This is a genomic window from Stenotrophomonas sp. 2619 (assembly GCF_040548725.1).
GTDB classification, from domain to species: domain Bacteria; phylum Pseudomonadota; class Gammaproteobacteria; order Xanthomonadales; family Xanthomonadaceae; genus Stenotrophomonas; species Stenotrophomonas maltophilia_AP.
In genome coordinates this window covers 201,854-212,824 of record NZ_JBEPSF010000008.1, presented here as the reverse complement: position 1 = coordinate 212,824, position 10,971 = coordinate 201,854, and the positions used below count along the sequence as shown (strand labels likewise).

Here is a 10,971-nt window from a genome sequence, read left to right as displayed (position 1 = left end):
ACACGCCGTAAATCCATCCCTGGAGGCTCGTGGGCGCCATCCATGGCGCCCAACGGTCCCGCCAACCCACCCACCCCCAGCCCCGACAGTTGGCTGGTGGCCTTTGGGGGAGGCAACGGCGAGTGGCGAGGGGCGGCTTTTTTTGCAGGGAGGCGAATTGGTGTGTGGGGGCTCGGCTTGACGGCTGAGGCTGAAAGCTGATTTGAATTTAATTTTCTAAATTCAATTATTAAAATTCAAATATTAAAATTTAATTCTTGATATGAATTAATTTGAAAATTGAATTGAAATTAACATTCAAATCGAATCTTGGGCTTTGGCCCTGGCCCTGGCCCTGGCTTTGGCTTTGGCTTTGCGCTTCGCTCGCCCTTGCCCCCGCTTCTGACTCTTCATAGGCCACCGGTGGTCTGTCTGGGGTGGGGGTGTGTGGGTTCGCGGGACCCTGAGCCGCATGGATGCGGCGACGGAGCTTACATGGGTGAGGGCGCATTGCTTGCGAGGCACCGCCTCGCATGCGCCCGAACGCACAGCCGCCAGCGGCTGGGCCGGGCCGCGGAGCGGGACTTGCAGCGTGTCCCGCGGGCCCACACACCCCCGCCCAATCCAGCGATCGTTGCGCCAGAAGCCGTTGCGGTTGCGGTTGCTGTTGCTGTTGCTTCGGCTCCGCTTTGGCTTCGCGAGGAGCCGGCCAGCGGCCGGCACTACCTGACAGCCGGCCAGCGGGCGGCACTACCGCGTTGGGCGGTCAGCGGGTGGGGCGTTCCAGGTGGGTCAGGTACAGGCGCAGATCGAATTCCAGCTGGTGGTAATCCGCCTCCATGTGCGTGCACAGCTGGTAGAAGGCCTTGTTGTGGTCCGACTCCTTCAGGTGCGCCAGCTCGTGCACCACGATCATCTTCAGGAACGGCGCTGGCGCCTCGCGGAACACCGTTGCGATCCGGATCTCGCGGCTCGCCTTCAGCCGGCTGCCCTGCACCCGTGACACCGTCGTGTGCGTCCCCAGCGCATGCTTCAACACCTGCAGTTTGCTGTCGTAGACCACCTTGGACAACGGCGCCGACTGCCGCAGATAACGCTCCTTCAGCCCCTGCGTGTAGTCGTACAGCTGCCGATCGTTGCGCACCGTGTGCAGGTCCGCATAGCGCCGCTCCAGCCACGGCCCCAGGCGATCGCCCGCGATCAGCTCGCGCACCTGCTGCTGCAGGGCCTCGGGGTAACCGGCTAGGTACTTCAGGGCGGTCATGGACGACGGTTGGGGCTGGGCGGACAGACCAGTATGATGGCCTCCGGAATCCCGCAACAACAGATGCAAGCGTATGGCGAAGGCAAATCCCCTGCAGGAGCAGCTGCTCAAGGCCGGGCTGGTCAAAAAGTCCCAGGTCTCACAGGCCGCGCGTGAACAGGTCAAGGCCCGTCACGGCAAGGCCCCCGTTGCGCCCAGCGAAAGCCAGCGCGAGGCGGACCGGCTGCGTGCCGAGAAAGCTGAACGCGATCGTGCCCTGGAGGCCGAGCGCAAGGAGAAGGCACGTGCGCAGGAACTGCAGGCGCAGATCCGGCAGATCATCGAGACCAACAAGGTCAAACGTGACGGCGACAGCGAGTATCGCTTCAACGACGGCACCGTGATCCGCACGCTGCTGGTCAACGCCCCCCTGCGCAGGCAGCTGGCGTCCGGCGCGCTGGTCATCGCCCGCCACGGCGAAGGCTTCGAACTGCTGCCGCGCGCGGCGGCTGACAAGGTGCGCGAACGCGATGCCAGCGCCATCGTGCTCGACAACGCCCAGCCCAGCGCCGAACCGAGCACCGGCAACGCCGACGACGATGCCTACTACGCCCAGTTCCAGGTGCCCGACGACCTGGTCTGGTGACCCACGGCTGAAGCATTCACGCGGCGCTGGCCGCGTTCAGCCGCACGTCGGCTGCGCCCGCGGGGCAAGGTCTATGCTGGTGGCCTGACACCGGCATGGGAGACACATCATGGCGACAGGTTGGGCAGGCGACGGCGCGGTGCAGGACCAGATCGACGCCACCGTTGACGACGCCATCCAGCGCGCCCGCGCGCAGCTCAAGCAGGGCCCCGGGCTGACCCACTGCGAACACTGTGACGCGCCGATTCCCGAAGCGCGACGAAAGGCCGTGCCCGGCGTGCGGTTGTGTGTGCGCTGCCAGGAAGAAGACGACGCGGCCCAGCACGAGAGCGGCGGCTACAACCGCCGTGGCAGCAAGGACAGCCAGCTGCGCTGATCCCTGCGCGGCGCGCCGGGGCCGCGCCGCCGTTGTTCAACCGTCGCCCTGGATGCCGCCCGGGGCCTGCGACGGGTCACGCCAGCGGCGCACGGTGCGCTGGAAGAACATGTTGTTGGGAATCTGCAGCACGGTCCCTTCGTGGTGGCCGTCGGTTTCCTGCAGCGTGGTGTAGATCAGGTTCACGTCGATCACGCGGCCCTTCAACCCCGGCTTCTCGCCGTTCTCCAGCAGCTCGATGTAGTCGTGCAGGCGGAACGGCCGCGTGGTGAAGATCAGCAGCGTGCAGAAGATGTTGGACAACACGCTCCATGCGGCGAAGAACGCCACCGCACCCACGGCGGCAAAGCCGGTGAAAGCGGTCCAGAGCACCGTGGCCGATACGCCGACGATGTTGAGGATCACCAGCAGCACCGTGAAATACACCACGAAGGTGAACACGCGGCGTGCACCCATGATCATTTCCGGTGGCAGCGTGTAGTGCTCGCCGATGCGGCGGATCAGGCGCCGTGCGATCAGGCGCAGCAGCCAGGCGGCCAGCAGGGTCAGCAGGATCTGCAGGGCAGGGACCCCATAATGCAGCCACTCGTGGGTCCAGGTAGGCAGATGGTCTTTCATGTGCAGCGTGGATCCTTGCAGCGATAGTGCGTCGAGCCCCTATCTTAATGCGGCTGCGCGCCGACGACCGCCGCCCTCGTTCAAACCACGGGCTGCGATGCCAGCCGTGCGATCAGTACCGAGGCACAGACCGGGTCATGCGCGGCATATTGCACGCACAGGTCCGGTTGCGGGGACACCGACAGGCGGACAGTCACCGGACTCCAGGGAAGGGTGCAGCTGCTGGCCAGCGACAGCAACAGAACAAGGCAACTGGTGGACATGGCGATTCCTTGGCGATGGCCCGTGGGGTACGCAGGCTTGGATGCCGGCGGCGGCCAAAAGGTTTAGAACCGGCGCCCACGAACATCGCGGCAACCGGTTTAAACCTTTTCGGTGGACCCCGCATCCAACGGATATGCTCAACGCCACCATGCCTGCATCCCGTGCCCCGACCGAGGCCGACCCCGCCGACGACCACGCCCTGGTCCGCGCCGCGGTGGCGGGCAACATGGCCGCCTACGAACAGATCTACCGACGCCATTCGCCGCGCATCTACGCGGTGCTCTGGCGGTTGTGTGGCGGCCACGCCGCACGCGCCGAGGACGCCCTGCAGGACGCGTTCCTGCAGGCATGGAAGGCGTTGCCGGGGTTCCGCTTCGACAGCAGCCTGGCCACCTGGCTGCACCGGCTGGGGGTGAACGCGGCGCTGATGGAGCTGCGCGCCAGCGCGCACTGGCAGCTGACCGATGCCGGCGAGGAAGGGCACGACAGCCTGGCCACGCTGGTGGCAGTGGACCGGTGTGCGAGCACCACGCTGGACCTGGAGCGCGCGCTGGAAACCCTGCCGCCGCGCGCCCGTGCGGTGCTGGTGCTGCATGACATAGAAGGCTGGAAACACCACGAGATCGCCGAACAGCTGCAGATGGCTGTGGGCAGTTCGAAGGCGCAGTTGCACCGTGCACGCGGACTGTTGCGCGCACGCCTGGGAGAAACCGCATGAACGACATGAACCACCACGACGACGCCGATGCGCTGCAGGCGCGGTTGCGCGCGCTGCCGGCCGAGCGGCTGCCGCCGGCACGGGTGTGGCAGGGCATTGCCGCGCAGCTGCCGGCCATGCCGATGCCCGCGCCTGTGCCGACACCGGCAACGGTGACCGGATGGACCCGGCGCCGGCGCTGGCCGCTGCGCATTGGCCTGGGCATGGCGGCCGCACTGGGCCTGCTGATGGTGGTGCCAACGCCGGTGCCGCAGACCCCGCCGCCGACGCTGGTACAGCGCCAGGCCGAGGCGATGGCGGCCGAGTACCAACAGGCGATGGCGACCCTGCCAACCGCCCAGGTGGGCGGCGAATGGCAGCCGGCGCTGCGCGAGCTGGACAGCAGTGCCGACCACATCCGCGCCGCCCTCAGTGAAAACCCCCGCTCGCGCGTTCTGCTCGGGCAATTGCAGCGCACCTACGCGCTGCGCCTTGAACTTACCCAGCAGGCCGTGATGGCCGCTGGCCTGCCATCCTGAAGGAGACACCACCATGCACCATTCATTGCGTCTGATCGCAGCCCTGGCCCTGCTGCTGCCGTTGGCGGCGCAGGCGGCCACCCGTGTGGATGAGCGCGCCCCGCTGGGAGCGGGCGGTCGCGTGGAAGTGAGCAACATCGCCGGCAAGGTCAGTGTGCGCGGGTGGGACCGCAACGAAGTGGCGTTGAGCGGTTCGATGGCCGACGGGCTGACGCTCAAGCAGGACCGCAGCGCCAACCGGGTGCGCTGGGAGGTGGTCTATCCGCGCGGCCGGAGCAACGGAGGCGCGACGCTGGAACTGCGGGTGCCGCGTGCGGTGGAGGTGCAGCTGGGCACGGTGAGCGCGGACATCGAGGTGGCCGACGTGGACGTGCGACGGTTGCAGGCCAATGCGGTGAGCGGGGCCATTTCGGCGGCCGGGCGCAGCGGCGAGACGGCGCTGACCACGGTGAGCGGCGCGATCCGTTCGCAGGTGCAGACGCCGCGGCTGGACCTGCGGGCGGTCAGCGGTGCGATCCAGGCCGGCGGCGGTGCGTCGGGCGAGGTGGCGCTGGAGACGGTGTCGGGCAGCATCCGGGTGGACGCGGGCCGGGTGCAGCGGCTGTCGGCGGAAGCGGTATCGGGCAGCCTGACCGTGGCGGCCGCAGGGTTGGCGCCGGGCGGCAAGGTGACGTTGCAGACGGTGAGCGGGTCAATCGGGCTGCAGTTGCCGCGGTCGGTGTCGGCACAGCTGAGCGTGAAGACGTTCAGTGGCGATATCCAGTCCGATTCGGGCACGGTGGAGCGGCCGCGGTACGGGCCGGGCCGGACGCTGGATGCAAAACTGGGAGGCGGCGATGGCGATATCGCGATCAATGCCCATTCGGGCAGCGTGCGGGTGGGCCTGGGCGGGCGTTGAGTGCGGCCTCCGCACCGGCACGGGGCCGGTGCGGACGGCTGCAGGTCAGCCGGTTTTCTTCAGTGCCAGGGTGTTGCCAAGCACTTCGATCTTGCCACCGCCCTTGCGGAACGCGGCCAGGTCGGCTGCGATGCTGGTGCTGTTGACGGCCGTGCTGGAACCCTGCTTACGGTCGACGCGAACGGTGTTGCCTGCCTTGGGGGAGGTCTTTGGCGTACGAGCCATGGATGCTCCTGTCATGGTTGGAACGAGGGAAAAAGCGTCGACAGATCGTGCTGTTGTCGACGGTAGTCCTGCCGCACAAGGCGGCAGTCATCGCCGCCCATGTCAAACTGGCGGCAGATGGCGGGACGCTGCGAGTAGATGGTGCAGCGCAGGTGATAGGGGTCGATGGCGGCGCACCAGCCTTCGTCGTTGCGCGCCATGACGGTGCGGCCGGCTTCATCGGTATCCAGGAGGTAGCTGGGTACGTTGTCGTCGGGCATGACGGTCACCGACATCCGGCAACAGACCGCGTCACAACGGCGGCAGTCGATGGGGTCGGGTTCGGCAGCGGTAACTGGGGCTGGTACAACCAGGCGTTCGCCCAATCGGATATCTCTTGGCGGCTCAGGGCGCTACATGCTGGGAACGAGCCGGATCACAGCGTAAAAGCGATCCCGGCGCCCGGGACATGTCCAGGGCGGCAGCATCGAGGAGGACGGTGGCCTGTACCAGGCCCGAGACGACGTGCGCATTGCGCATTGACGCCGAAAGATGATAGCGCTTTTGGCGTAACGTTTTGTTAATGCGCGTGGCTGCTGGGGCGAAACCCTTGCGGGACCTGGCTTTCAGCCTTCCTTGCCTTCCCTTTGATGGGGGTGGGAGGGGTGGAATTCAAGAGCGAAGGGCAACGTCCGGAGCCACGTCCAAGTCCAAGTCCAAAGCTGGAGCCGAAGCCGAAAGCCTTGGGCTGCGGGGTCCTGGGTGGGGCGCGTCGTGTGTGGCTGGGCAGGGCACGCTGCAAGTCCCGCTCCGCGGCCCGGCCCAGCCGCTGGCGGCTGTGCGTTCGCGCGCATGCGAGGCAGTGCCTCGCAAGCAATGCGCGCTCACCCATGTAAGCTCCGCCACCGCATCCATGCGGTGGAGGGCCCTGCCAACCCACACACGACGCACCTGCACACAGGGTCGGTGCGCAAGGGGATAGCCGGAGCAACGGCAGATAAGCCGGTTTGGCAGGGGGGACGGGCACGCGGATTGATCGGCAGCACTGTCTGAGGCTGCGGCTGCGGCTTAAGTTTGGATGTATGGATGGGTGTGGCAGTGGGCAAAGGCCGCGAGAGCGACAGCGCCTGTAGCTGCTGCTTTGGCTGCTGCTTTGGCTGCTGCTTTCGCCGTTGCTTCGGCCTTTGCAGTGGCCTTTGCAGTGGCCTTTGCTGTTGCAGTGGCAGTGGCAGTGGCCGTTGCTTCGAAAGTGCCGAGCTACGCTCGGCATCCTTCCCCCCAAAAAAAGCTGCGGTGCTTTTTGCATGCGCACCGGCCAACTGTCGAGGGGCGGGGTGGGTGAGGTTGCGGGGCCCTCCACCGCATGGATGCGGTGGCGGAGCTTACAGGGATGTACTTGCAGCGTGCCCCGCAACCTCACCCACCCCGACCCAAACCAGAAGACCGTGAACCCCGCCGTAGATTCACCGCTGTTCCGCAGCAGCCCATGCCAATCCGTGGACGACGCCGAAGGACGGGTTGCCGCGGATCAGTGTCGAACCCGGAAAGGCTGCCGCCACGGCGTCCTGCAGATACCCCGCGCGCGACATCCCGCCGGTCAGGAACACCGCAGCCGGGTCGTGGCCGATGTCCGCACGCACCTGCTCCAGCAGCGTCGTCAGCTCGGCCAGGTAGTTGCCCGCCGCCGCTTCCAGCCGCGCCCGTTCCACCTGCACCGCCATCCCGCGCTCGATGAAATCCAGTGCGCTCTCATGCGCCACCGCACTGCTCAGCGCGATTTTGCAGTGTTCCACCTCGCGGTACAGCCGCGCCGTGTTGCCCGTGTCCTGCAGCGCCTGCAGCCGCTTTCCCCACGGGGCTTCGGCGTCGCGATAGGTGTGCTGGCGGAAATCGCGCTGGCGCGTCATGTCCTGCACCATCGCCGCTTCCACGTAATGGTGCGCCGGCACCCGACTCACGCCACGGCCGAACAATGGCATGTACGCGCCCAGGCTCAACGCCAGATCGATATCCGTACCGCCGCGCGCGATACCCCACGCGCGGTGGATCTTCGGCGCGTGCTGCCCACCCACCCGCGCATGCGCGATATCGGTCGTACCGCCGCCGATGTCCACCACGATGGCCTCGTGCTCCTCCGTGCTCTCGGCGTGGTAGTGCATCGCCGCCGCGGCCGGCTCCTCCAGGAAATCCACATCGTCGAAGCCCGCCGCGATCGCCGCGCTGTGCAGGATCTCCAGCGCCTGGTCGTTGCCGGCCGCGCCGATCGAACTGCGGAACTGCACCGGACGCCCCAGCGTGGCCGTGCGCACCGGACTGTCCAGCTGGCGCGAGGCGGTCAGGCGGATGTGTTCCAGGATGTGCGTGGCAATACCGGTAATGGTCTGGCGCGCGCGCGGATGCAGGTTGTAGCCCAGCATCGACTTCGGGCTCTGCACCAGGTTGCCCTCGTTCTCTTCGAAATAGGCTTCCAGCGCCTCATCGCCATACACCGCGTTCTGCAGCAGTTTGGTCGAGGTCAGCGGCGCGCGCATCTGCTCTTCCATCCACTGCCGGCGCACCACGCGCAGCGCTTCGCGGCGCAGCGCGTCGTGGGCGCGCTCCTGGCCGGCCGCACGTGCATCGCGGGCGGCGGCGTCGATCAGCCGGGCCAGCTCATGTTCCAGCGCCGGGGTCAGCTCGAAGTCGTTCGGGTCGCGCATCACTTCCGGGAAATACACCGTGGTGCGGAACTGCTCGGCCTGGCCGAACTGGATCGGCACGACCCTCCCGTCCACCACCGCGGCGGCGGCGGAGTTGCTGGTACCAAAGTCGATGCCGATTTTCATGCGGGGCCGGGCCGGAGGTCAGGGGGCGCGCACTGTGCGGCAAGCGGGCCAGCGGTGCAAGGGCCGGAAGGCGGGCGGTTACAATGGGGGTTGTTCAGTTTCCGAAGGCTTCACCATGTCGACCGCTCCCGCCTGCCCGCAATGCACCCTGGAAAACACCTACGCCGATGGCGCGCTGTGGATCTGCGCCGACTGCGGGCATGAGTGGACCGCCGCCGAGGCCAGCACCGGCGGCGTGGTGGTGCGCGACAGCAACGGCAACGTGCTGGCCGGGGGCGACACCGTCACCGTGATCAAGGACCTGAAGGTGAAAGGCTCCTCCATCCCGCTCAAGCAGGGCACGGTGATCCGCAACATCCGCCTGGTCGAGGACGACGCCGAGCATATCGAAGGCAACTCGGACAAGATCAAGGGCCTGGTGTTGAAGACCTGCTTCCTCAAGAAGGCCTGAGCCGGCCTCAGTTGACCGCCGCGGTGCCCTGCCGCAGGCGGTGCAGGGTGTCCAGCTTGGCCTGGTACTGTGCCTTGAGAAAATCGGCGTTGGTCCCGGCCAGGTCGCGCGCCTTGGACATTTCCACCGAGGCGCGCCGGTTGTCGCCGGCCAGGAAATAGGCGCGGGCCAGCCCGAAATGGAACTGGTGCGCGGTGCCGTACAGGCTGATCGCGCGTCGGTAGGCGCGGATCGCGTCGGCGTAATCGTGGCGCTGCTCGGCCTCGTTGCCGAGGCGGAACTGCACGAACGGATCGCTGCGCTGCACCTGCTGCAGGCGTTTGGCCAGCAGCCCGGCCTGGCGGGTGTCGCCCAGCCGGCGGTACAGCGCGGTGGCGTTGGTCAGGCTGGCGGCATTGCGTGGCTTGATCCGCAGCGCGGTGCGGTAATCGCGCTCGGCATCGGCCAGGTTGCCGCTGCGGGCATCCAGCACGCCAAGGTTGTTCCAGCCCGCCACGAAGGCCGGGTCCTGCGCCAGCGCGGCCTGGAAGTAGGCGCGTGCCTGCACCAGGTCGCCCTCGCTCATGCGCATGGCGCCGCGGTTGTTGTAGAAGTGCGCCAGGGCACGCGGCTGCTCGATCTGCTGCGGGCCGTAGCGGTCGTAGAGCACGTTGCGATCCAGGTCCACCAGGGCGATGCGGCCGTCCAGGTTCACCCCGGCGTTGACGTGCCCGATGTTGTAGATGGCGCCCTGGTCTTCATACCAGGTAACTACCTGGGCCACCTCCTGCACGCGCGCATCGATGCCGGCCGCGCGCGCCAGCGTCACGAACATCAAGGTGAAGGACAGGCAGTTGGCACGCCGGTTCTGCCAGGTCTCGGTCAGCGTCTGGGTGGCATACGGGTCGTAGGACAGGTGCATGCCGTCCTCGTCGAAGATCATGTGCACCAGCCGCTGCAGGCGTTGCTCGCGCGAGTAGACCGGGGCGATCACCCGCTCTTTGAGCAGTGCCTGCATCCCAGGCGGTATCGCCAGGATCTGTTCGGGCGTGGGCGGGGGCACGGCGGTCCACGGTGCGGGCACCGGGGCCGGGGCAGCGGCGGCGGCCGGCAGCGCTGGCAGCGCCGACAGCAGGGCCAGCACACACAGCATTCTCCAGGCGGACATGTCGCTCACCTCGCGGGGACGGTCGTTGCCGACCCCAGTCTAGGCCTGCGCCGGGCGGCCGGGGTGCCGTCCGTCGGCGCGATCGCCCATCCACAGGTGGTGTGGACCAGCCATGGGCAAACCTGTGGATAAGCCGGTGCGCGCGCCGTGCGGCGTGCCTTTGCGATGGGTGGTCAAAAAACCGCCATCAGCACCCGCTTGCCAGCCGCTGGCCGGACCGCCACTGTTGGCGCATGCGCTTTGAACCGATGACCTTGCCAGCGGCCATGCAGGCCGACCTTGAAGCCGCCTACGCGATGCCGGCGCGGGCGTACCACAATTTTTCGCACGTGCAGGCGGTGCTGCAGCACTGCGGCGCGGTGGCCGATGGCCCGGGCTGGGAGCATCCGCGCGAAGTGCAGTTGGCCGCGCTGTACCACGATGCGATCTATGACGCCGGGCGCAGCGACAACGAGGCGCGCTCGGCCGTGCTGGCGCGCGAGGCGATCCAGCGCTGGTTGCCCGACGCCGGCATCGATGTGGCCCGGGTGGTGCAGCTGATCGAGCTGACGGCCCGTCACGGCGCGTTGGGGGCGGCCGACATCGATGCCGAAGCAGCCCTGTTCCTGGACTGCGACATGGCCATCCTGGGCGCCCCGGCGGCGGTGTTCGACGCTTACGACCAGGGCATCGCCGAGGAGTACGCTGGCCACGTGCCAGGGTTCCTGTTCCGGCTCAACCGCCGCCGCTTTCTCAAGCAGCTGCTGCTCAAGCCGCGCATCTTCCTGAGCGCGTTCTTCCATGCGCGGCTGGATGCCGCCGCGCGCGCCAATCTGCGCCGTCGCATCGGATAATGGCGGCGTGCGCCGTCGTGGCGCTGCCGGTCTCCCTTCACCACGTCCCGTCTGCCCATGTCCCTGCCTGCCGCTTCCCCTGATCCCGACCCGCGCCCGCAGCCGCCGGAAGAACCCGGCCCCAACGAGTGCTGTGGCAGTGGCTGCCCGCTGTGCGTGCTGGATCTGTACAGCGACGAGCTGCAGCGCTACCGGGCCGCGCTGGCGGCGTGGAGGCTGCGCCACCCCGACATCACCGACTGAGCGGGGCG

General features: G+C 67.4%; 15 protein-coding genes. 8 read left to right on the top strand and 7 right to left on the bottom strand.

Going from position 1 to position 10,971, the window contains the following annotated elements; translation table 11 throughout:
* Positions 1–745: 745 nt before the first annotated feature.
* Positions 746–1,243, bottom strand: a complete 498-nt coding sequence (locus ABIA71_RS10435; protein WP_354285130.1) for a YgjP-like metallopeptidase domain-containing protein — start codon at positions 1,241–1,243, stop codon at positions 746–748.
* A 73-nt stretch (positions 1,244–1,316) separates the two neighbouring features.
* Here ABIA71_RS10435 and ABIA71_RS10430 point away from each other — a divergent pair, with 73 nt between their 5' ends.
* Both ABIA71_RS10430 and ABIA71_RS10425 read left to right on the top strand, forming a co-directional pair.
* Positions 1,317–1,868 (top strand): DUF2058 domain-containing protein, encoded by a 552-nt coding sequence (locus tag ABIA71_RS10430; RefSeq protein WP_354285129.1) that lies wholly within the window; start codon positions 1,317–1,319, stop codon positions 1,866–1,868.
* 109 nt (positions 1,869–1,977) lie between these two features.
* The gene (locus ABIA71_RS10425) at positions 1,978–2,244 is read left to right on the top strand and encodes a DksA/TraR family C4-type zinc finger protein (protein ID WP_354285128.1); all 267 of its coding nucleotides are present in this window, start codon (positions 1,978–1,980) and stop codon (positions 2,242–2,244) included.
* Positions 2,245–2,280: 36 nt separating this feature from the next.
* Here ABIA71_RS10425 and ABIA71_RS10420 read toward each other — a convergent pair whose 3' ends face one another.
* Together ABIA71_RS10420 and ABIA71_RS10415 are read right to left on the bottom strand one after the other, a co-directional pair.
* Positions 2,281–2,862 carry a mechanosensitive ion channel family protein gene (locus ABIA71_RS10420; RefSeq protein ID WP_128097779.1) on the bottom strand — a complete coding sequence of 194 codons (582 nt, stop codon included), beginning with the start codon at positions 2,860–2,862 and terminating at the stop codon, positions 2,281–2,283.
* An 80-nt stretch (positions 2,863–2,942) separates the two neighbouring features.
* Positions 2,943–3,125 carry a hypothetical protein gene (locus ABIA71_RS10415; protein WP_038687047.1) on the bottom strand — a complete coding sequence of 61 codons (183 nt, stop codon included), beginning with the start codon at positions 3,123–3,125 and terminating at the stop codon, positions 2,943–2,945.
* 134 nt (positions 3,126–3,259) lie between these two features.
* On the opposite strand from ABIA71_RS10415, the gene ABIA71_RS10410 reads away from it, so the two are divergent.
* The 3 genes from ABIA71_RS10410 to ABIA71_RS10400 are packed head-to-tail and all read left to right on the top strand — an operon-like array spanning position 3,260 to position 5,260.
* The gene (locus ABIA71_RS10410; RefSeq protein ID WP_354285127.1) at positions 3,260–3,844 is read left to right on the top strand and encodes an RNA polymerase sigma factor; all 585 of its coding nucleotides are present in this window, start codon (positions 3,260–3,262) and stop codon (positions 3,842–3,844) included.
* Between the two features lie 5 nt (positions 3,845–3,849).
* On the top strand, positions 3,850–4,362 hold the full coding sequence (locus ABIA71_RS10405) for an anti-sigma factor (protein WP_502961232.1): 513 nt from the start codon (positions 3,850–3,852) through the stop codon (positions 4,360–4,362).
* 13 nt (positions 4,363–4,375) lie between these two features.
* Positions 4,376–5,260, top strand: coding sequence for a DUF4097 family beta strand repeat-containing protein (locus tag ABIA71_RS10400; RefSeq protein ID WP_354285125.1), 885 nt, complete (start codon positions 4,376–4,378; stop codon positions 5,258–5,260).
* 45 nt (positions 5,261–5,305) lie between these two features.
* On the opposite strand, the gene ABIA71_RS10395 is transcribed toward ABIA71_RS10400, so the two are convergent.
* From ABIA71_RS10395 to ABIA71_RS10385, 3 genes are all read right to left on the bottom strand, one after another.
* On the bottom strand, positions 5,306–5,485 hold the full coding sequence (locus ABIA71_RS10395) for a hypothetical protein (RefSeq protein ID WP_038687055.1): 180 nt from the start codon (positions 5,483–5,485) through the stop codon (positions 5,306–5,308).
* 11 nt (positions 5,486–5,496) lie between these two features.
* Positions 5,497–5,796 (bottom strand): YkgJ family cysteine cluster protein, encoded by a 300-nt coding sequence (locus ABIA71_RS10390; protein WP_081797314.1) that lies wholly within the window; start codon positions 5,794–5,796, stop codon positions 5,497–5,499.
* 1,131 nt (positions 5,797–6,927) lie between these two features.
* Positions 6,928–8,289: an Hsp70 family protein gene (locus ABIA71_RS10385; protein WP_354285124.1), complete on the bottom strand. Its 1,362-nt coding sequence runs from the start codon at positions 8,287–8,289 to the stop codon at positions 6,928–6,930.
* A 115-nt stretch (positions 8,290–8,404) separates the two neighbouring features.
* Here ABIA71_RS10385 and ABIA71_RS10380 point away from each other — a divergent pair, with 115 nt between their 5' ends.
* Positions 8,405–8,740 carry a zinc ribbon domain-containing protein YjdM gene (locus tag ABIA71_RS10380; RefSeq protein WP_128095696.1) on the top strand — a complete coding sequence of 112 codons (336 nt, stop codon included), beginning with the start codon at positions 8,405–8,407 and terminating at the stop codon, positions 8,738–8,740.
* Between the two features lie 7 nt (positions 8,741–8,747).
* Here ABIA71_RS10380 and ABIA71_RS10375 read toward each other — a convergent pair whose 3' ends face one another.
* Positions 8,748–9,887: a tetratricopeptide repeat protein gene (locus tag ABIA71_RS10375; protein WP_354285123.1), complete on the bottom strand. Its 1,140-nt coding sequence runs from the start codon at positions 9,885–9,887 to the stop codon at positions 8,748–8,750.
* A gap of 233 nt (positions 9,888–10,120) precedes the next feature.
* Between ABIA71_RS10375 and ABIA71_RS10370 the strand changes: the two genes are divergently transcribed.
* Complete coding sequence (locus tag ABIA71_RS10370) at positions 10,121–10,720, top strand: HD domain-containing protein (protein WP_354285122.1); 600 nt, start codon at positions 10,121–10,123, stop codon at positions 10,718–10,720.
* 57 nt (positions 10,721–10,777) lie between these two features.
* Complete coding sequence (locus tag ABIA71_RS10365) at positions 10,778–10,963, top strand: oxidoreductase-like domain-containing protein (protein ID WP_354285121.1); 186 nt, start codon at positions 10,778–10,780, stop codon at positions 10,961–10,963.
* The last annotated feature ends 8 nt before the right edge of the window (positions 10,964–10,971 follow it).

Excerpts from the sequence above, each read along its gene's own strand:
- ABIA71_RS10400 (WP_354285125.1), top strand. The coding sequence starts at position 4,376 with ATGCACCATTCATTGCGTCTGATCGCAGCCCTGGCCCTGCTGCTGCCG.
- ABIA71_RS10365 (WP_354285121.1), top strand. The coding sequence starts at position 10,778 with ATGTCCCTGCCTGCCGCTTCCCCTGATCCCGACCCGCGCCCGCAGCCG.
- ABIA71_RS10380 (WP_128095696.1), top strand. The coding sequence starts at position 8,405 with ATGTCGACCGCTCCCGCCTGCCCGCAATGCACCCTGGAAAACACCTAC.
- ABIA71_RS10435 (WP_354285130.1), bottom strand. The coding sequence starts at position 1,243 with ATGACCGCCCTGAAGTACCTAGCCGGTTACCCCGAGGCCCTGCAGCAG.
- ABIA71_RS10410 (WP_354285127.1), top strand. The coding sequence starts at position 3,260 with ATGCTCAACGCCACCATGCCTGCATCCCGTGCCCCGACCGAGGCCGAC.
- ABIA71_RS10375 (WP_354285123.1), bottom strand. The coding sequence starts at position 9,887 with ATGTCCGCCTGGAGAATGCTGTGTGTGCTGGCCCTGCTGTCGGCGCTG.
- ABIA71_RS10430 (WP_354285129.1), top strand. The coding sequence starts at position 1,317 with ATGGCGAAGGCAAATCCCCTGCAGGAGCAGCTGCTCAAGGCCGGGCTG.
- ABIA71_RS10425 (WP_354285128.1), top strand. The coding sequence starts at position 1,978 with ATGGCGACAGGTTGGGCAGGCGACGGCGCGGTGCAGGACCAGATCGAC.
- ABIA71_RS10370 (WP_354285122.1), top strand. The coding sequence starts at position 10,121 with ATGCGCTTTGAACCGATGACCTTGCCAGCGGCCATGCAGGCCGACCTT.
- ABIA71_RS10385 (WP_354285124.1), bottom strand. The coding sequence starts at position 8,289 with ATGAAAATCGGCATCGACTTTGGTACCAGCAACTCCGCCGCCGCCGCG.
- ABIA71_RS10405 (WP_502961232.1), top strand. The coding sequence starts at position 3,850 with ATGAACCACCACGACGACGCCGATGCGCTGCAGGCGCGGTTGCGCGCG.
- ABIA71_RS10415 (WP_038687047.1), bottom strand. The coding sequence starts at position 3,125 with ATGTCCACCAGTTGCCTTGTTCTGTTGCTGTCGCTGGCCAGCAGCTGC.
- ABIA71_RS10420 (WP_128097779.1), bottom strand. The coding sequence starts at position 2,862 with ATGAAAGACCATCTGCCTACCTGGACCCACGAGTGGCTGCATTATGGG.
- ABIA71_RS10395 (WP_038687055.1), bottom strand. The coding sequence starts at position 5,485 with ATGGCTCGTACGCCAAAGACCTCCCCCAAGGCAGGCAACACCGTTCGC.